This is a genomic window from Actinomadura graeca (assembly GCF_019175365.1).
GTDB lineage: Bacteria > Actinomycetota > Actinomycetes > Streptosporangiales > Streptosporangiaceae > Spirillospora > Spirillospora graeca.
In genome coordinates this window covers 7351797-7370985 of the sequence record NZ_CP059572.1, presented here as the reverse complement: position 1 = coordinate 7370985, position 19189 = coordinate 7351797, and the positions used below count along the sequence as shown (strand labels likewise).

At 73.6% G+C, this 19189-nt stretch carries 17 protein-coding genes; 6 read left to right on the top strand and 11 right to left on the bottom strand.

The features are described 5' to 3' along the window. The first annotated feature begins 77 nt into the window (after nt 1–77). On the top strand, nt 78–1106 hold the full coding sequence (locus AGRA3207_RS32775; protein WP_231330989.1) for a M4 family metallopeptidase: 1029 nt from the start codon (nt 78–80) through the stop codon (nt 1104–1106). 22 nt (nt 1107–1128) lie between these two features. Next, entirely contained in the window at nt 1129–1383 is a 255-nt protein-coding gene (locus tag AGRA3207_RS32770) for a protealysin inhibitor emfourin (RefSeq protein ID WP_231330988.1), read from the top strand. A gap of 56 nt (nt 1384–1439) precedes the next feature. On the opposite strand, the gene leuA is transcribed toward AGRA3207_RS32770, so the two are convergent. From leuA to AGRA3207_RS32755, 3 genes are all read right to left on the bottom strand, one after another. Then, nucleotides 1440–3137, bottom strand: a complete 1698-nt coding sequence (gene leuA, locus AGRA3207_RS32765) for a 2-isopropylmalate synthase (RefSeq protein ID WP_231330987.1) — start codon at nt 3135–3137, stop codon at nt 1440–1442. Nucleotides 3138–3343: 206 nt separating this feature from the next. Then, nucleotides 3344–4105 carry a dimethylargininase gene (gene ddaH, locus AGRA3207_RS32760; protein ID WP_231330986.1) on the bottom strand — a complete coding sequence of 254 codons (762 nt, stop codon included), beginning with the start codon at nt 4103–4105 and terminating at the stop codon, nt 3344–3346. Further along, nucleotides 4102–4713 carry a TerB family tellurite resistance protein gene (locus tag AGRA3207_RS32755; protein ID WP_231330985.1) on the bottom strand — a complete coding sequence of 204 codons (612 nt, stop codon included), beginning with the start codon at nt 4711–4713 and terminating at the stop codon, nt 4102–4104. Before AGRA3207_RS32755 ends, ddaH begins: the two co-directional genes overlap by 4 nt. A gap of 100 nt (nt 4714–4813) precedes the next feature. Between AGRA3207_RS32755 and AGRA3207_RS32750 the strand changes: the two genes are divergently transcribed. Beyond that, nucleotides 4814–5728 carry a hypothetical protein gene (locus AGRA3207_RS32750; protein ID WP_231330984.1) on the top strand — a complete coding sequence of 305 codons (915 nt, stop codon included), beginning with the start codon at nt 4814–4816 and terminating at the stop codon, nt 5726–5728. Here AGRA3207_RS32750 and era read toward each other — a convergent pair. The 3 genes from era to AGRA3207_RS32735 are packed head-to-tail and all read right to left on the bottom strand — an operon-like array spanning nt 5719 to nt 12300. Further along, nucleotides 5719–6654 (bottom strand): GTPase Era, encoded by a 936-nt coding sequence (gene era / locus AGRA3207_RS32745; protein WP_231330983.1) that lies wholly within the window; start codon nt 6652–6654, stop codon nt 5719–5721. The two genes, AGRA3207_RS32750 and era, sit on opposite strands and share 10 nt — an antisense overlap. Nucleotides 6655–6696: 42 nt before the next feature. Then, nucleotides 6697–10113, bottom strand: coding sequence for an ATP-binding protein (locus AGRA3207_RS32740; RefSeq protein ID WP_231330982.1), 3417 nt, complete (start codon nt 10111–10113; stop codon nt 6697–6699). A gap of 54 nt (nt 10114–10167) precedes the next feature. Further along, a complete protein-coding gene (locus tag AGRA3207_RS32735; RefSeq protein ID WP_231330981.1) occupies nt 10168–12300 on the bottom strand; it encodes an MMPL family transporter in 2133 nt (710 codons plus the stop codon). A gap of 136 nt (nt 12301–12436) precedes the next feature. Here AGRA3207_RS32735 and AGRA3207_RS32730 point away from each other — a divergent pair, with 136 nt between their 5' ends. Next, nucleotides 12437–12769, top strand: coding sequence for a cytidine/deoxycytidylate deaminase family protein (locus AGRA3207_RS32730; protein ID WP_231330980.1), 333 nt, complete (start codon nt 12437–12439; stop codon nt 12767–12769). A gap of 341 nt (nt 12770–13110) precedes the next feature. On the opposite strand, the gene AGRA3207_RS32725 is transcribed toward AGRA3207_RS32730, so the two are convergent. The 4 genes from AGRA3207_RS32725 to AGRA3207_RS32710 form a co-directional block, all read right to left on the bottom strand. Further along, nucleotides 13111–14406, bottom strand: coding sequence for a hemolysin family protein (locus tag AGRA3207_RS32725; RefSeq protein WP_231330979.1), 1296 nt, complete (start codon nt 14404–14406; stop codon nt 13111–13113). A 16-nt stretch (nt 14407–14422) separates the two neighbouring features. After that, the gene (gene ybeY, locus AGRA3207_RS32720) at nt 14423–14902 is read right to left on the bottom strand and encodes an rRNA maturation RNase YbeY (protein WP_231330978.1); all 480 of its coding nucleotides are present in this window, start codon (nt 14900–14902) and stop codon (nt 14423–14425) included. Further along, nucleotides 14902–15963: a PhoH family protein gene (locus AGRA3207_RS32715; protein WP_231330977.1), complete on the bottom strand. Its 1062-nt coding sequence runs from the start codon at nt 15961–15963 to the stop codon at nt 14902–14904. The genes ybeY and AGRA3207_RS32715 overlap by 1 nt, the downstream gene beginning before the upstream one ends. A 286-nt stretch (nt 15964–16249) precedes the next feature. Further along, entirely contained in the window at nt 16250–16594 is a 345-nt protein-coding gene (locus tag AGRA3207_RS32710; RefSeq protein ID WP_231330976.1) for a histidine triad nucleotide-binding protein, read from the bottom strand. A gap of 342 nt (nt 16595–16936) precedes the next feature. Here AGRA3207_RS32710 and AGRA3207_RS32705 point away from each other — a divergent pair, with 342 nt between their 5' ends. Together AGRA3207_RS32705 and AGRA3207_RS32700 are read left to right on the top strand one after the other, a co-directional pair. Next, on the top strand, nt 16937–17482 hold the full coding sequence (locus tag AGRA3207_RS32705) for a SigE family RNA polymerase sigma factor (RefSeq protein ID WP_231336470.1): 546 nt from the start codon (nt 16937–16939) through the stop codon (nt 17480–17482). After that, on the top strand, nt 17479–18195 hold the full coding sequence (locus AGRA3207_RS32700) for a hypothetical protein (RefSeq protein WP_231330975.1): 717 nt from the start codon (nt 17479–17481) through the stop codon (nt 18193–18195). The genes AGRA3207_RS32705 and AGRA3207_RS32700 overlap by 4 nt, the downstream gene beginning before the upstream one ends. Nucleotides 18196–18374: 179 nt before the next feature. Here the strand turns inward: AGRA3207_RS32700 and AGRA3207_RS32695 are convergent, their stop codons facing one another. Next, nucleotides 18375–19106, bottom strand: a complete 732-nt coding sequence (locus AGRA3207_RS32695; RefSeq protein ID WP_231330974.1) for a 16S rRNA (uracil(1498)-N(3))-methyltransferase — start codon at nt 19104–19106, stop codon at nt 18375–18377. Nucleotides 19107–19189 lie beyond the last annotated feature (83 nt).

Here is a 19189-nt window from a genome sequence, read left to right as displayed (position 1 = left end):
GTATCGTGACCGGATGCGGCCGCATCGGCGGGCCGAAAACCGTGGTCCGGATCACTCCGAAGTGGCAGCGTTGAGACATGAGATGCCACATCGTGCCGCCGCACATGCTGGAACGCATCGCCCGTGACGCCGGGGACCCGGCCCTCCGTGACCGCGCCCGCCGCACTCTGGCCCTCACGTCCGCCTACCGCTCCGAGCGGCGGACGCTGCAGGTCACAGCCCCCGCCCCCAACGAGGACTTCGTTCCCAACCGGACGATCCGGGACGCCGGGCACCGCGAGGAGCTGCCCGGCGAGGCCGTCCGCGCCGAGGGCGAGCCTGCCACAGGTGACAAGGTCGCCGACCAGAACTACGACTGGCTCGGCGCGACGTTCGACTTCTTCGAGGCCGCCTACCGCCGCAACTCCATCGACGGCGCCGGGCTCCCTCTGATCTCCACCGTCCACTATGGCGACAGCTACGACAACGCCTTCTGGAACGGCCAGCAGATGGTCTACGGGGATGGCGACGGCACCCTGTTCACTGAGTTCACCGGCCCCCTCGACGTCACCGGCCACGAGCTCACCCACGGCATCACCCAGTACACCGCCAACCTGGAGTACTACAGCCAGCCCGGCGCGCTCAACGAGTCGATCTCCGACGTGTTCGGCTCGCTGATCAAGCAGTGGCATCTCGGGCAGAGCGCCGACCAGGCCGACTGGCTCATCGGCGCCGGCCTGCTCGCCGAGGGTGTCAACGGCGTGGCGCTGCGCTCGATGAAGGAGCCCGGCACCGCCTACGACGACCCGCAGCTCGGCAAGGACCCCCAGCCGGGCCACATGGACCACTACGTCGAGACCTACCGCGACAACGGCGGCGTCCACGTCAACTCCGGCATCCCCAACCACGCCTTCTACCTGGCGGCCACCGCCATCGGCGGCAACGCCTGGGAGAAGGCCGGCCGGATCTGGTACGACACCTTGACCGGTGGCACCCTGGAGACCGACACCGACTTCAAGGGCTTCGCGGCCGCCACCCTCGAGACCGCGACCCGCCTGTACGGTGCGGACGGCGCCGAAACCGGCGCGGTACGCCAGGCGTGGACGGGGGTAGGCGTCTCACCGTGAGTGGGCCGGAACGGAAACAGCAGTGAAGGTGACGGTCGTCCGCAGCGGAGGCTTCGCCGGCATCGAGCAACGGGCCGAGTCCGACAGCGCCCGCGATCCCCTGCTGGCCCGGCTCGTCGCCCGGGTCGATCTCGGCCGGGTCCCGCCGCCCGGCCGGATCCCCGACCAGTTCCTGTACGAGATCGACATCGACGGTGTCCACACCACCGTGGGAGAGGCCCAGCTCAACGGCCCCCTGCGCGAACTGGTGCACCACGTCCTGGGCCACGCCCGCTGACCGGGGCGGCCCTCCCGACCTGGGCCGCCCCACCCGGGGGATCACCCCCGGCGATCTCAGCTCACGCGGTTGACGGCCGAGAGGATGGCCTTCAGGGAGGCGGTGACGATGTTGCCGTCGATGCCGACGCCCCAGACCGTGGTGCCGTTGACGTCGCATTCGACGTAGGCGGCGGCGCGGGCGTCGCCGCCGGCGCTCATGGCGTGCTCGGCGTAGTCGAGGACGCGGACGCCGATGCCGACGGAGGTGAGGGCGTCCTCGAAGGCGGAGACCGGGCCGTTGCCGACGCCCTCGATCTCGCGGATCTCGCCGTCCACGCGGATGTCGCAGCTCAGGGCGTCCTTCTCGTCCACGCGGGACGTCGCGCGGTGGGCGAGCAGGCCGACGCGGGGGCCGTTGTTGAGGAACTCGGCCTGGAAGATCTCCCACATGCGCTCGGCGGTGACCTCGCCGCCCTCGCTGTCGGTGTGCTCCTGGACGACCCGGGAGAACTCGATCTGGAGGCGGCGCGGCAGCTCCAGGGCGTGCTCGGTCTTCATGATGTAGGCGACGCCGCCCTTGCCGGACTGGCTGTTGACCCGGATGACGGCCTCGTAGGTCCGGCCGACGTCGTGCGGGTCGATCGGCAGGTACGGGACCTCCCAGCGGTAGTCGTCCACGGGCGTCCCGGCGGCCTCCGCGTCGCGCCTGAGGTGGTCGAAGCCCTTGTTGATGGCGTCCTGGTGGGAGCCGGAGAACGCGGTGTAGACCAGGTCGCCGCCGTAGGGGTGCCGCTCGTGGACGGGCAGCTGGTTGCAGTACTCGACCGTCCGGCGGATCTCGTCGATGTCGGCGAAGCCGATCTGCGGGTCGACGCCCTGGGTGAACAGGTTCAGGCCCAGGGTGACCAGGCACACGTTCCCGGTGCGCTCGCCGTTGCCGAACAGGCAGCCCTCGATGCGGTCGGCGCCCGCCATGTAGCCCAGCTCGGCGGCGGCGACGGCCGTGCCGCGGTCGTTGTGCGGGTGCAGGGACAGGATCACCGAGTCGCGGTAGGCCAGGTTCCGGTGCATCCACTCGATCTGGTCGGCGTACACGTTGGGGGTGGCCATCTCGACGGTCGCCGGCAGGTTGACGATCACCTTCCGGTCCGGGGTCGGCCTCCACACGTCGTTGACGGCGTTGCAGACCTCCACCGCGTACTCCAGCTCGGTGCCGGTGAACGACTCGGGCGAGTACTGGAAGTAGATCTCGGTGTCGCCCATGTCCTCGGCGAGCTTGGCGCACAGCTTGGCGCCCTCGACGGCGATCGCGGTGATCCCGGCCCGGTCCTGCCCGAACACGACGCGGCGCTGCAGCGTGCTGGTCGAGTTGTACAGGTGGACGATCGCCTGTTTCGCGCCGCGCACCGACTCGAAGGTCCGTTCGATCAGCTCGGGCCGCGCCTGCGTCAGCACCTGGATCACGACGTCGTCGGGGACGCGGCCCTCGTCGATGATCTGCCGGACGAAGTCGTAGTCGGTCTGGCTGGCCGCCGGGAACCCGACCTCGATCTCCTTGTAGCCCATCCGTACCAGCAGCTCGAACATCTTGAGCTTGCGGTGGGAGTCCATCGGGTCGATCAGCGCCTGGTTGCCGTCGCGCAGGTCGACCGCGCACCAGCGGGGGGCTTCGGTGATGACCCGGTCGGGCCAGGTGCGGTCCGTCAGCCGGACCGGTTCGAACGGGCGGTAGCGTTCGAAGGGCATGCCAGAAGACTGCTGTCGCGGATACATCTGTGGTGGTCCCTCTGCTCTGATCCTGCGGCCGACGTCCGACACGTCAACGCCCCGCAGCGAGGGAGCCGACCGGTTACAGGCCCCCGCTGCGGCCGCTAAGGAGGAGCAGCTCACGCGACACGTCTGCCAAGTTAACAGATCCCCTCCGCGTTGCGGTAACGACGTCCCGCATGATGAGACACACGAGGCTCCCGGGCCACGGGTCAGGGGACGAGGACGGACAGGCAGGTCACGCACCCTTCGAGGGCCTCGAACTCGCTGATGTCGACGCGGGTGACGCGGAGCCCGTCCGCGGCGAGCTGGCCCGCGGTGCGCGGCGCGGACTCCGACAGCAGGACGTGCCCGGGCCCGAGGACCACCACGTGCGCGCCCGCCGGCTCCGGGACGACCCGCATGCACGGCAGCACGGAGGTGTCGACCAGGTCGGGGACGCCGATGATCGTGCCGTCGGGCAGCGCGGTGATCGCCGATTTCAGGTGCAGGCAGCCGCTGGTGTCGACGGGGACGACCTTCCGCCCGCCCAGCAGGTGGGCGAGCTGGCAGATGCCCTCCTCGTTGGTGCGGGCGCCGCGCCCGACGTAGACGGTGTCGCCGACGCGCAGGACGTCGCCGCCGTCGAGGGTGCCGGGGGCCTTGATCCGCTCGATCCGCAGGCCCAGCTCGCGGACCGCCTCCTCGGCGCCGCGGACCTCGCCCCTGCGGCGCGTCTCACCGGACCGGCCGAGGACCGCGAGGTCCCCGCAGACGACCACGGCGTCCTCGACGAACACGGCGTCGGGGTGGGCGTCGGCGGGCGCGACGGAGCGGATGCGCCAGCCCGCTTCGCGGAGCGCCGCGACGTAGTCGCCGTGCTGGCGGGCCGCCAGCGCGGTGTCCACCGGGCGGCGGCCGATGTGGGTGACGATCCCGTCGGCGAGGCGCGGCCCGGGATCGCGCACGAGCGCCGTCCCGGCGCTCCCCGTCACCGTGCCGCCCCCTCGGTGGTCACGATCACGCCCAGCGCGTACGCGCGGGACATGCCCAGCAGCTCGGCGATGCGGTGCAGGATCCGGCGTTCCCTGTCGCCGAGCGGCCCGTCCGCCAGGCCGATCCGCACGGCCTGCGCGAGGAACCACTCCTTGGCCTCGACCGCGAGGTGGGAGCCCGCCTGGGCGACCTCCCGCTCCAGGAACTCGGGGCGGAGCCCGAGGTCGGCCTCCATGTCGGCGTCGCCGTAGACGGGTTCGCCGTAGCCGAGGACGGTCTCGACGGCGCGGGCGCGGGCGGTGCCGTCGGACGGGTCGTCCGCGCGCAGGACGAGTGTGGCGGCCGCGCGCATGCCGGCGGGCAGCGCCGCCGCCATCTGCTGCGCGGTCGGCGTCCGCAGCGCGGAGACGGGGAAGCGGCGGCGGCAGGTGCGGCACTCGGCGGCCTGGCCGAGGCGCCACAGCGGGACCAGCGGGACGAAGAAGAAGGTGAACCAGCGCCGCCCCGCCCGCCTCCGGTAGGCACGATCACCACCGCAGTGCGGGCAGTGGAACGTCCCCTCGCTGACCGTGCGGAACACCGCTGTCAGGCCGAAAACGAGCAACACCGGGCCTCTCCTCCCATACCGGACTCTCCCCAAACTACCGACCCGCGTGCTCCGCCGTGGCCGACCCGGGCAATGCGGGCCCTCCCCTTACGCTGGGTCCATGACCGGTGACCTGGGTTCCGACGCGGACGGCGCGCGGTCGCGCCCGACCTTCCTCCCGCCCGACGACGGTTACCCGCCGCAGGACCCGCCCGTGGATCCGGTGGACCACGCGCCCGACGCCCGGCCGGCGGGACGGCGGGGCGTCCTGTGGGACCTCATCATGATCATCATCGGGGGTGTGCTGCTGGTCGCGGCGTTCCTGCCGTGGGCGCGGGCCCAGGTGGTCGTCGACCTGCTCGGCCGCCCGCTGTCGCGCGACCTTGGCAGCGTCGCGGGCATCGACGCCGACGACCTGGTCGTCGCGGTGCCGGTGCTGGCGGTGATCGCGATCGTGCTGGCGTTCTGGGACCTGATCGCGCGGGACTCCCGGATCGGCGGCCTCGCGGCCGTCCCGGCGGTCCTGGCGCTCCTGACCTGCGGTGTCTTCGTCCTGCGCCTCAGCGGCGTGCGCGACGACCTCCCCGGCGACGCGCTGCCGGAGGACGGCCTGGACGTCGGCTACGAGATCTCCGTCCGGTACGGCTGGTACCTGGCCGTCGCCGCGTGCCTGCTGCTGATCGCGGTCAGCCTGGCCCGCCCCCTCACCGAACGCCTCGCGCCGTCGCGGCGGTACGGCCCGTACGCCCAGCCGTCCTACGCAGAGCAGTCCTATACAGAGCAGTCCTATACAGACCAGACCTACGCTGAGCAGGCCCATTCGGAGCAGTCCTCTCCTGAGCCGTCCTACGCGGGGCAGGGTCACGCGGAACCGTTCTTCGGGGAGGCCCCTCCGCAGCAGGCTTCCCCGGAGGGGGTCGTCAGCGGCGGGGCGGAGGAACAGGCCGGGCCGGAAGAGGAGCGGCGCTCCGCCTCAGGTGAGGAGGCGGGAACGCGGCGGGACGAGGCTTCGGAGCTCCGGAAAGATCAGTCGTAGAAGCCCAGCCTGCGCAGCTGCTTGGGGTCGCGCTGCCAGTCCTTCAGGACGCTGACGCGCAGGTCGAGGAACACCTTGGTGCCAAGCAGCGCCTCGATCTGGCGGCGGGCGGCGGCGCCGACCTCGCGGAGCCGGGTGCCCTTGTGGCCGATGATGATCCCCTTCTGGCTGGGGCGCTCGACGAACAGGTGGGCGTAGACGTCGACGAGGTCGTCGCGGCCCTCGCGCGGGCCCATCTCGTCGACCACGACGGCGATCGAGTGGGGCAGCTCCTCGCGGACGCCCTCCAGCGCGGCCTCGCGGATCAGCTCGGCGACGAGGACCTGCTCGGGCTCGTCGGTGAGGTCGCCCTCGGGGTAGAGCGGCATGCCCTCGGGCAGGTGGCCGATCAGCAGGTCCCCGGCCAGCCCGACCTGGAAGCCGGTCTCGGCCGAGCAGGGCACGATGTCGGCGAACGCGCCGAGCCCGCCGACCGCGAGGAGCTGCTCGGCGACCCGCTCGGGCGGGGCCAGGTCGGTCTTGGTGACGATCGCGACGACCGGTGTCTTCCGGACGGCGGCCAGCTCGCGGGCGATGTACCGGTCGCCGGGGCCGACGGGCTGGTCGGCGGGCACGCAGAACCCGATCACGTCCACCTCGGTCAGGGTGGAGCGGACGAGGCTGTCGAGGCGTTCGCCGAGCAGCGTGCGGGGCTTGTGCAGGCCGGGGGTGTCGACCACGACGAGCTGCGCCCCGGGCCGGTGCACGATGCCGCGGATGGCCCGGCGGGTGGTCTGCGGACGGCTGCTGGTGATCGCCACCTTGGTGCCGACCAGCGCGTTCATCAGCGTGGACTTGCCCACGTTCGGGCGGCCGATGAAGCAGGCGAATCCGGCACGGTACTCCCCGTCCGGACGTCGGGCCGTGGTGTCTCCCAGCGTCGTCACCCCCCAATTGTCGCCCACCCGGCCGCCCGCCCCGTCCATCGCTCAGGCCGCGGGGGTACCGAGGCCGGCCAGGGCGGCCTCGGCCTTCTCGCCCCACTGGACGGCACCGAGGCGCGCCGAGACCTCGGCGGCGGCGCGGTAGTGGCCGGCGACGACGTGGGTGGGGAGCTCCAGGAACAGCGCCAGGTCGCCGAGGACGTGCGCGACCGGCCCGATCGTGGCGAGGGCGGTGGCGCCGCCGGTGACGTGCCCGGCGTACGGGAGCAGCTCGGCGTAGACCTCCTCGGCCAGCCCGCGTTCGCCGAGGGCGATGGCGCGCAGGCCACGGGCCGACATGGTGAGGTCGAAGAAGTAGTCGCGGCGGACGGGCCCCACCCCGGCGACGATCCGCCGGGCCTCGGCGGCGCGCCCGGCGGCGACCAGCGCGAGGGCGTGGACGTCGGCGGTGGCCCCGACGTGCGACCACTGCCGGTGCAGCCAGGCGGCCTCCTCCACCATCTCCGCGGCCCGGCCCTGGACGAGCCGCAGGCAGAACGCGCCGAGGAACAGCATGCCGCGCTCGCTGAACCAGATCCTCGTCCGGCCGATGGCGCCGCCGACCTCCTCGTAGGCGCGCTCGGCGGCGTCGAAGCGGGCGGTGAAGGCGTGCACGAGGCCGCTGTGCCAGTCCGCGATCTGCGCGAGCAGGGGCAGGCCGTACTGCTCGGCGAGCCTGCGGCCCTCCTCCAGGTGCCGGTCGGCGGCCGGCAGGTCGAGCGCGGCGACGGCGGTCTGCTGGAGTTGCAGGTGCGCGAGGACGAGGTAGGTGCCGAGGTCGTGCTCGGTGGCGAGGCCGAGCAGCTCGGTGGCGATCCGCCGTCGCCGGCCGAGGCCGTCGGCGGTGCGGTAGGCGTTGATGTAGCAGCCGTTGAGCGCGAGGGCGATCAGCTCGGGGACGCCGAGGGAGCGGGCGGCGGCGAGCGCCTCGTCGGACGCGGTGACGCCGCGGTCGTGCTGCTGGCCCTCCAGCTCCATCGCCAGCGTGGTGAGAAGGCGCACCCGCAGCTCCGCCTCGTCCGCGGGAAGGCGGGCGAGGGCCTCGTCGGTGGCCTCGACCACGTCCAGGTCGAGGGACCCGTACTCGCGGCTGGTCCAGAGCGTGGGGACGTCGAAGCTGGCGATGACCCGGGCCAGCGCGCGGACGTCGCCGGACGCGCGGGCGTCGGCGATGGCGGCGAGGCGCCGCTCCCGGGCGGCGACGACGTCTCCGGAGAGGGCGGTCGCGCGGATCGCGGCGACCTCGGTCTCCAGCCGCTCGCGGGTCGCGTCGGGGCCCTGCGCGCGGAGCGTCTCCACGGCGCGGGCCCACAGCGACGCCGCCGCGCCGTGCGCGAAGCGGGCCTCGGCGGCCTCCGCGGCGAGCCGCGCGTACCGGACGGCCTTGCCGGGGTCGGCGCCGGACTCCAGGTAGTGGTGGGCGATGGCGGCGACCTCGTCGGGGGTGTGCCGCTCCAGCGCCGCCGCGACACGGCCGTGCAGGCGGGTCCGGCGGGCACGGGAGACGCCGGTGTAGAGGGTGTCGCGGACGAGCGCGTGCGCGAACCGCATCCGCCCGGGTGCGGGCTCGGTGACCAGCCCGGACGCCAGGCCCGCCTCGACGGCGTCGAGGACGGTGTCCTCGTCGCCCGCGAGGTCGGTGAGGACGCCGAGGCCCGCGTCCCGTCCGACGACGGCCGCGTCCCGCAGGACGGCCTGCGCGGCGGCGGGCAGCCGGGCGATCCGGCGGCGCAGCACGTATCCGACGCCGGCGGGCACGCGGCGGGTGGCGGCGGGCAGTCCCTCGGCCTCCAGGAGCCGGGCGGTCTCGCGGGTGAAGAACGGGTTGCCGCCGGTCCGCTCGGCGATGGCCGACAGCTCGGCGTCGTCGAGGCGGGCGTCGCAGGTGTCGCGGACGAGCACGGCGACCTCGGCGGCGGAGAGACCGCCGAGGTCGATGCGGGCCGGCTCGAAGCGGGCGAGCGCCGCGAGGGCGGCGGCGAGCCCGTCGGGGACCTCCGTCTGCCGGAACGTGGCCAGCAGCAGGGCGGGGCGGCCGCGGAGCCGGTCGGCGAGCCGGACCAGCAGCGCGAGGGTCTCCTCGTCGGCCCAGTGCAGGTCCTCAAGGACGAGCAGCAGCGGCGCCCGGCCCGCGACGCCGTCGAGGTAGTCGCCCACGGCCAGGTGGAGCCGGAACCGGCCGCTGCCGGCGTCGGCCTCGGCGCGTCCGGTGGCGGTGTCGTCCAGGAGCGGGCCGAGCCGCCCGGCGAGGCCGGGTTCGGGCGGCGCCGCGGCGGTCAGCTCGCGCAGCAGCTCGGCCCAGGGCCAGGCCGCCGGGGCCCCGGCGGTCTCGGCGGCGCGCCCCCACGCGCGCGTCCAGCCCCGTCCGCCCAGGGTGATCGCGAACCGTTCGGCGAGGGCGGTCTTGCCCATGCCCGCCTCCCCGCCGACGAGGACGACGCCGCCGCGTCCCGCCGCCGCGGACCGGGCCGCCTCGTCCAGCCGCGCCAGCTCCCGCTCCCGCCCGACGAACGCGGACCGGCCCGCGCGGCCGCCCCTGGCCGCGGGCTCCCCGCCCGGCGGCCCGGGGGGCTCGGGCGCGAGCCGCAGCGGCGGGCGGCGGGCGTGGCCGGTCTCCGCGGCCGGGTCCCCGGCGCCCACAGGACGGTCCGCCGTGTCCAGGGAGGGCGCCTGGGCGAGGATGTCGGACTCCAGGCGGCGCAACCGGGGGCCGGGATCGACGCCGAGTTCCTCGGTGAGGGCGGCGCGGGCCCGGCGGAGCGCCGCGAGGGCGTCGCCCTGGCGTCCCGCCCGGTAGAGCGCGAGGGCCAGCAGCCGCCACGCGTCCTCGCGCAGCGGCTCGGCGGCGGCGTGGGCCTCCAGGTCCGGGACGGCCTCGGCGGCGGCCCCGAGCCGGAGCATGGCCTCGGCGCGGCGCTCGACCGCGAGGCGGCGCCGCTCGTCCAGGCGGGCGGCCTCGGCGGCGGCCCACGGCAGGACCGCGAACTCGGCGTAGGCGGGCCCGCGCCACTCCGCCAGCGCGGCCTCGGCGCGGCCCCGCGCGGAGGCGGGATCACCGGCGTCCAGCAGCGCCGCGGCCTCGTCGATCAGGGCGTCGAACCGCCAGGCGTCGACGTCGCCGTCCGGCAGCCGCAGCGCGTACCCGGGCGGCTCGGTGACGAGGATCCGCGCGGGCGTGCGGGGCGGGCGCGCGGGTTCGAGGGCGCGCCGCAGATGCGACACGAACGACTGGAGCCCGGCCGCGGCGCGCGGCGGCGCCGTCCCCGCCCACAGGTCCTCGACGAGCCGGTCCGCCGGCACCATCCGGCCGTGCGCGGCGACGAGACGCGCCAGCACCGAGCGCTGGCGGGGACCGCCGAGGTCGGCGGGCACGCCTGCCACCGCCACGCCGAAGGCGCCCAGCACGCGCACAGCAGTCGTCATGTCCCGTTCAGCGTAACGGGACATGACGGACGGCCGCGCGGACCTAGCCGGTGATCACGCCGGGCTGGGCTGGGGCCGCTTCTCCGCGTCCGCGCCGTGGCCGGAGCCGCCGTGCAGGCCGATGTCCGGCAGGACACGGGCCAGCGGTCCCGGCAGCCACCAGTTCGCCCGTCCGAGCAGCGCCATCACGGCGGGCACCAGCAGCAGCCGCACGATGGTCGCGTCCAGCGCCACCGCGACCGCGAGCCCGACGCCCATCTGCTTGATGACCACGCCGGGGTCCATCGCGAAGCCGAGGAACACCGCCACCATGATCAGTGCCGCGCTGGTGATCACCCGGCCGGTGGCGGCCAGCCCGGTGATCACCGATCCGCGCGCGTCGCCGCCGGCCAGCCATTCCTCCCGGACCCGCGAGAGCAGGAACACCTCGTAGTCCATCGACACCCCGAACAGCACCGCGAACATCAGCAGCAGGATGAAGCTGGACACGGGCACGGCGTGCGGGAGGCCGAGCAGCCCGGCGCCCCACCCCCACTGGAACACGGCGGTGAGCACCCCGTACGCGGCACCGATCGACAGCATGTTCATCGCGGCGGCCTTGAGCGGCGCCAGCACCGACCTGAACACGATCATCAGCATGATGAACGAGGTGGCGACGACCACGCCGATCACCGGCCACAGCCGTTCCGACAGCACCCGGGACAGGTCCACGTAGACGGCGGTCAGCCCGGTGACCTCCGCGCCCGGCGGCAGCGCGTCCGCGCGGACGCGGTCGACGAGCCCGGTGACCCGCTCGTCCTGCGGCCCGTACGCCGGGGTCACGACTATCACGGCGGCGCGGCGGTCCGGGGACGGCAGCGGCGGCGCGACGGCCGTGACGCCCTGGACCCTGGAGAGCCGCTCGCCCAGCGCGCCCAGCGACGCCGGGTCCACCTTCGTCAGGTCGGCGGCGACGAGGAGGGGACCGTTGGCGCCGGGCCCGTAGCCGTCCGCGACCAGGTCGTAGGCCTTCCTGACGGTGTTGGACGACGGCTCGCTGCTGGCGTCGCTCGGCCAGGTCCGCATGCCGAGCATCGGCGCGGCCAGCGTCAGCATGAGCACGAGCCCGGCGAGCAGCCAGGGCCACGGGCGGCGCCCGACGTGCTCGGCCCACCGTCGCACCAGCGGCGACTCGGCGGAGATCCGGGCGCCGGGCGCCCGGTCGCGGCGGCGCAGCACCCGCCCGCCCGCGAGACCCAGCACGGCGGGCAGCAGCGTGACGGCGCTCAGCACCGTCGCCGCGACCACCAGCCCGGTGGCGAACCCCATGGTCATGAACACCGGGATCCGCGACAGCACCAGCCCGCAGAGCGCCAGCAGCACCGTGAACCCCGCGAAGATCACCGACAGGCCGGCGGTCGCGATGGCCCGCCCCGCCGACTCGGGGACGTCCAGGCCCTCCGCGAGTCCCTCACGGTGCCGGGTCAGGATGAACAGGGCGTAGTCGATGCCGACCCCGAGCCCGACCATGATCGCCAACGTGGGCGCGGTGTTCGCCACGTTCGTGAACGCGGCGAGCAGCGTGATCCCCGACACCCCGGCGCCGAGCCCGGCGAGCGCGACGATCAGCGGCAGCCCCGCCGCGACGACCGACCCGAACGCCAGCAGGAGGATCACCAGGGCGGCCCCGACCCCGACGCCCTCGGCGACCCCGCCGGGCGCCGTCACGTTCTCCGGCACCTGCCCGCCGAACTCCACCTGGTACCCGGCCTCGCCGAGGTTCGCGGTGGCGTCCCGCAGCAGGTCCAGGGTCGGCTTGGGAGCGAGGTCGGTCACCGGCACCGAGTACCGGACGGTCATCAGCGCGGTCGAGCCGTCTCGGGACGGCCGCGGGGGATCGACCGCGCTGACGTTCGGAAGCCTGCTCAACTTCGCGCTCGCCGCGGCGAGGGCGGCCTGGTCCACCCTGCCCGACCGGGCGTGCACCACGACCCGCGCGTCCGCGCCCGACAGCGCGGGGAACCGCTCCTCCAGCAGATCCGTGGCCTTCTGCGAGCCCGATCCCGACAGCGTGTAGTCGTCGTGCAGGGCGCCCCCCGCGACGCCGGCGAGCCCGGCCATCGCGCCCACGAGCACCAGCCACACCGCGACGAACCGCCAGGGCCGCAGCGCGGCGGCCCTCCCGAGGCGATAGAGCAGACGGGACATCACTTCTCCCCAGGACATCGTCTTCGACGCACCGAGGGTCGCCCGCGGCCCTTGCCGCCCACTTGGCGGCGACTTGCGACGCCCCGCCGGGGCACTTGCGGACGGGATGCGCCGCGCGGCCCCGTACGCTTGTCGCGTGAGCGAGCTGAACCCCGAGGACGCGAAGATCATCACCCTGGCACGGTCGTCCAGGGCCCGCACGGGCGCCGCCGAGGGCGCCGCCGTCAGGGACGAGACCGGCCGCACCTACGCGGCGACCAGCGTGGACCTGCCGTCCCTGAAGCTGTCGGCCCTCAAGGTCGCCGTGGCGATGGCGGTATCGAGCGGCGCCGAGGACCTGGAGGCCGCCGCCCTGGTCACCACCGCCCCCACCCCCGACCCGTCCGACGTGACCGCCGTCCGCGACCTGGGCCCCAAGGCCACCGTCCTGCTGGCAACCCCAGACGGCACCCTACAAACCACCCTCTAACCCCCACACACGACTCGCACGCTCTCACGAAGCAGCCCCGGTAACCGCAACCAGGCGACAACCTCAGGCGGGCGATCGCGTGCGAAGCCAGGCGCGAGCGAAGCAAGCACCTGATCGCGCAGCGAGCCCCCAGGGCGAGTTCGAAGCGATGCAGCGATCGCCGCAGCGCCCGCCGAAGGAAGGCGCCCCAGCGCCCGACGCCAAGGGCACTGCAATAGACACAGCGTGCGATCGCGTGCGAAGCCAGGTTCGAGCGGAGCGAAAACCTGATCGCGCAGCGAGCCCCCAGGGCGAGTCGAAGCGATGCAGCGATCGCCGCGGACCCGTTGAAGGAAGGCGCTCTAGCGCCTGACGCCGAGGGTTCGCCGAACAAGTACAGTCCCGACGCGGTTGCGGCGGCCGGCTATGGTCTCGGCTTTCAGGGACAGGACGGCGCCGTTGTCGGCGGAGCCGACCTCCGCGGTGGAGCCTTCGATGGGGACGCGACCGAGGGCGTGGGCGAGGAGGCCGCCGACGGTCTCGACCTCTTCGACGTCGATCTCGGCGTCGAAGAGCTCGGCGAGGTCCTCCACGGGCAGCCGGGCGGTCACGCGGGCGGCGTCGTCGTCGAGCCAGGTGACCGGGGGGATCTCCCGGTCATACTCGTCGGTGATCTCGCCGACGATCTCCTCCAGGATGTCCTCGATAGTGACGAGTCCGGCGGTGCCGCCGTACTCGTCGATGACGATGGCGAGGTGGATGCGGCGGGCCTGCATCTCGCGCAGCAGCTCGTCGATGGGTTTGCTGTCGGGGACGTAGGTGGCGTCGCGCATGACGGAGTCGACGGTCTCGACGCCTTCGCCTTCGCGGTGTTCCTGGCTGCGGCGGACGACGTCCTTGAGGTAGGCGATGCCGACGACGTCGTCCTCGTTCTCGCCGACGACCGGGATGCGGGAGAAGCCGCTGCGCAATGCCAGCGACATCGCCTGCCGGAGGGTCTTGCCGCGTTCGATGAAGACGATGTCGGTGCGCGGCACCATCACCTCGCGGACGAGGGTGTCGCCGAGCTCGAACACGGAGTGGATCATCTCGCGCTCGTCCGGTTCGATGAGGCTGCGCTGTTCGGCGAGGTCGACCAGGTCGCGCAGCTCGGCCTCGGACGCGAAGGGGCCCTCCCGGAAGCCCTTGCCCGGCGTCAGCGCGTTGCCGAGGAGGATCAGCAGCCGCGGGAGGGGCCCGAACACCCGTGTCACCGGGTGGATCACCGCGGCGCCGGCGAGGGCGATCCGGTCGGCGTGCTGGATGCCGAGGGTGCGGGGCCCGACGCCGATCACGACGTAGCTGACCACGATCATGATCGCGGCGGCGACGACGTAGGCGCGCCACGTCTCGTCCAGCCAGGAGACGCACAGGTCCGCGACGATGACGGTGGCGACCAGCTCGCAGCCGATGCGCAGCAGCAGCACCATGTTGACGTAGCGGGCGGGGTCGGCGACGACCTCGGCGAGCCGCCGCGCGCCGCGGCGGCCCTCCCGGACGACCTCGTCGACGGTGACCCGCGACACCCGCGCAAGCGCCGTCTCCGTGCCGGCCAGCAGCCCGGCGAGCAGCACCAGGACCACCGCCAGGGCGGACAGCCATCCCTGCGCGGTGCTCATGACCGGGTCGCGGCGGTCATGACCGGCCGCGTTTCTCCTGCCAGGAGGTGAGCAGGTCGGCTTGGAGGCCGAACATCTCCTTGTGCTCCTCCGGCTCGGCGTGGTCGTAGCCGAGGAGGTGCAGGATGCCGTGCGCGCACAGCAGTTCCAGCTCGTCCCCGGTGCTGTGCCCGGCCTCGCGGGCCTGCCGTTCGGCGACGGCGGGGCAGAGGACGACGTCGCCGAGCAGCCCCGGGTCGGCGTCGCCCTCCTCGTCGGCGCCGCCCGACATGTGGCCGGGGCGCAGTTCGTCCATGGGGAAGGACAGCACGTCGGTCGGGCCGGGCTCGTCCATCCACTTCTCGTGGAGCTCGGCCATGGCGGTCTCGTCCACGAGCAGCACCGACAGTTCGGCGAGCGGGTGGACGCGCATGCCGTCGAGGACGTGGCGGGCGAGGTCGGCGAGGTCCTTGACCGCGACCTCGGCGCCCGACTCGTTCAGCACCTCGATGCTCACTACCGCCCCCGCTTGCGGGACCCGCCGCGCCCGGCCGCGCCCTGCTTGATCGCGGGGACCCTGGCCTCGTCGTAGCGGTTGTAGGCGTCGACGATGTCGGTGACGAGCTTGTGGCGGACGACGTCGCGGCTGTCCAGGCGGCAGAAGTGGATGTCCTCGACGCCGTCGAGGATGTCCTGGACGACGCGGAGCCCGCTGAGCTGCCCGTTGGGCAGGTCGACCTGCGTGACGTCGCCGGTGACCACGACCTTGGAGCCGAACCCGAGGCGGGTGAGGAACATCTTCATCTGCTCGGGCGAGGTGTTCTGCGCCTCGTCGAGGATGATGAACGAGTCGTTCAGGGTGCGGCCCCGCATGTACGCCAGGGGGGCGACCTCGATGGTGCCGGCGGCCATCAGCCGGGGGATCGAGTCGGGGTCGACCATGTCGTGCAGCGCGTCGTACAGCGGCCGCAGGTACGGGTCGATCTTCTCGTACAGCGTTCCCGGCAGGAAGCCGAGCCGCTCCCCCGCCTCGACGGCGGGCCGGGTCAGGATGATCCGGTTGACCTTCTTGTCCTGGAGGGCGCGGACGGCCTTGGCCATCGCCAGGTACGTCTTGCCGGTGCCCGCCGGGCCGATCCCGAACACGATCGTGTGCTTGTCGATCGCGTCGACGTAGCGGCGCTGGTTCAGCGTCTTCGGGCGGATCGTGCGGCCCCGGCTGGACAGCACGTCCAGGGTGAGCACCTCCGCCGGGCGGGCGCCGCCTTCGGCGCGCAGCATCGCCAGGCTCCGCTCGACGGCGTCGGGGGTGGGCTGCGCGCCGCCCTTCAGCAGGTCGAGCAGCTCGGTGAAGAGCCGGGAGACCAGCCCGGTCTCGTTCTCGGGGCCGGTCACGGTGATCTCGTTGCCCCGGACGTGGATGTCGATGTCGCTGCCGAACGCGCGCTCGATCGCGTGGAGCGACTCGTCCCGGGAGCCGAGCAGGCTCACCATCGAATGGTCGTCCGGCACAACGATCTTGATTTGGGTGCGCTGGCCTGCGCGGTCTTCGCGCCTCGCGTGAGTTGATTCGACCATCAGCCGGGCCTTGCGGCCTCTCGGACCTGCTTTCTGTCTGCTCCGGTGTCCAGCGTGTGTCGCTTCCATGGTACTGGCGACCCACGACGGGACGCCGCCATATTCACCCCGTCCGGACGCCGCCGTTGAGGGCGGACGCTGGCGGGCGCGGGCACGAGGAGAGGGCGGCGCAGGGACGGCCGCGAGGGCGCGACGGGGCCGCCGCGGATGGCCCGCAGGCGCCTGGACGCAGGGGTTCCGGGACGCCTGGGCTTGGAGGCTCCGGGATGCCGGGGCCCCGGGCGGGTCAGCCCGGCGGCCAGTTCAGGCCACGGCCGCCGAGGACGTGCGCGTGGACGTGGAAGACCGTCTGGCCCGCCTGGGCTCCGGTGTTGAACACGAGCCGGTAGCCGGTGCCGGCGATGCCCTCGTCCTCGGCGACGCGATGGGCCTCGCCCACGAGCTCGCCGAGGAGGCCGGGGTCGGCGGCGGCCAGCCCGGCGGCCGTCGGGTGATGCTCCCGGGGGATGACCAGCACATGCGTGGGCGCCTGCGGGTTGATGTCGCGGAACGCGATCACCCGTGCGCCCTCGCGGACGATCTCCGCGGGCACGTCCCCGGAAACGATCTTGCAGAACAGGCAGTCGGTCATCAGTCTCCTCCCCAGCGGCCGTGACCGCCTTGGAATCCTATCGAGACGGTCACAAGGATGGTCCGCACGGCCACGTCCTGTATAGGCTCGCGAAGATCGATGTCCGGCCGTCGGGCCGCATTTCGACCGGCCGCTCGTTAAGGTTGTCAGCTCAAGGCGTACCCCCCGGATCGCAGGCATCGCGGCGCGCCTCCACCGGATGGGAACGCCCGATTAATGCCGTTGCGGAGGAACCGTCCGAATGGATGGCCGGGGGACGGCAAAGGCGGCGGATAGGTGACCGAGGCAGACCAAGAGATGCCCTTTCGTAAACCCGACGAGGAGGGCGCGCGTCCCACTGACGTGACCGAGACCCTTGTGGCCAGGGGCACGCCGGCGGCCGCTGTCGTCGTCGCCTGGGATGCCGATCAGGCGGTGACCGCGCTGTACAGCGCCAACTACCGCTCGCTCGTCCGTCTCGCCGCCATGCTCGTACGGGATTCCGGGACGGCCGAGGAGGTCGTCCAGGACGCGTTCGTCGCGATGCACGGGGGATGGCGGCGGCTGCGCGATCCGGACAAGGCCCTGTCGTACCTGCGCCAGTCGGTCGTCAACCGGTCGCGATCGGTGCTGCGGCACCGCGCCGTGGTGGAGAAGTACGCGCCGAAGGGGCTGCCGGACGCCCCGAGCGCGGAGGCCGGGGCCATCGGGGAGCTGGAGCGCTCGGCCGTGATCGAGGCGCTGTCCGGCCTTCCCGCCCGCCAGCGGGAGGCGCTCGTCCTGCGCTACTACGCCGATCTTTCCGAAGCGGAGATCGCCCGCACCATGGGGATCTCCCGCGGCGCCGTGAAGAGCCATACGGCGCGCGGCATGACCGCGCTACGCAACGTCCTGGAGCAGTTCTCATGACCACCGAGCCCCACGACGAGCACGGCGAGATCCTCCGCCGCGCCCTGCACGCGGAGGCGGACTCGGTCACCCCCGCGGAGGACGGCCTGGAACGCATCCGGGCCCGGATCGCCGACGGCGGAGGCCGCCGCCGCTTCGGCCTCGACCGGTTCGGGCCGGCCTGGTTCGGGCCGGACCGGTTCGCGGTGAACTGGACGCGGCCCGTCCTGGCCGTGGCCGCCGCCATCGCCATCGCCGGGATCGGCGTGACCGCCCCGCAGACGATCGACCTCATCCAGCAGTCGGTGAGCGGCAGCGGTCCCTCCGGGGACGGCGGCGCCGACACCGACGGCGACCGCACCGACGCGCAGGGCCGCCCGATCCCGCCCGGCGACCCGGCCGCGCCCGATCCCAGCGCGCCCGGCTCCCCCAGCATGCTCGGCACGCCCACCGCCTCCGGCACGCCGGGCTCGTCCTCCTGCGCGATCCCGTCCGCCGCTTCTCCCTCGGCCCCCGCCACACCGACGAAGCCGAAGGAGAAGGAGAAGGAGCCCGACGCGAAGCCGTCCGCGACGCAGTGCCCTGGCGCCACCCCGACGCCTCCGGCGAGCCCGACGCCGACGCCGCCGACGTCCAGCAACCCCACCGAGCCGGTGCCGACCGACAAGCCGACGGCTCCGACGTCCAGTGAACCCTCCACGACGTCCGAGCAAGGCTCCGCGGAAACCCCTTGAGGGATTCCTGAGGCTTCTTGAGGGATTCCTGAGGCTTCACCCCGTGTCGGGAGCTCGCGCGCCCTCTGCGGCGTTTGCGCGGAGGCTCGCGTGGGCTCTGCCCGTGAGGCTCTGAGGGGCTTCGGGAGCCTTGAGGGGACCGTAGGCCGTCCTCAGGGCGCTTTAGGGGGCTTTCGGACTCACCAGCGTCCGGTGGCCGCCAGGAGGACGGCCGCGGCCGCGACGCCCGCCGTGGACGTCCGCAGGACCGTCGGGCCCAGCCGCGTGGGACGGCCCCCCGCCGCGCCCAGCCGCTCCAGTTCCTCGCCGGTGATGCCGCCCTCGGGGCCGACCACGAGCACGATCTCCCCGTCCGCGGGCGGCTCGACGGCGCTCAGCGGCGCGTCGGCCTCCTCGTGCAGGACGAGGGCCAGGGACGCCGCCGCGAGCCGCTCGGCGACCCTCGCCGTGGACGCCAGGTCCGCGACGTGCGGCAGGCGGCTCCGGCGGGCCTGCTTCCCCGCCTCGCGGGCGGTGGCGCGCCAGCGGCCGAGCGCCTTCTCACGCCGCTCCGGGCGCCACTGGGTGACGCAGCGGGCCGCCGACCACGGGACGATCTCGTCGACGCCGACCTCGGTCATGGTCTCCACGGCCAGCTCGCCCCGGTCGCCCTTCGGAAGGGCCTGCACGACGACGAGCCGCGGCCGGGGAGGCGGCTCCCGGTGCCGGGCCAGCACGTCGAGCGTCAGGGAGGCGCGGTCGACCGTGGTGACGACGCACTCGGCCAGCAGGCCCGCGCCGTCGGTCAGGTCGACGCGCTCGCCCGCACGCAGCCGCCGGACGGTGGCGGCGTGCCGTCCCTCCGGGCCGTCCAGCAGCACCCGCTCGCCCTCCAGCGCCTCGGTCGAGGCGAGGAACACCGGCGGGCTCACGGGCCCTCGCGGCGGCAGGAACACACCGCACGGCGGGCGGCGTGACCGTCAGGACGGCGGGCGACGGGGCCCGCCGGGCGGGT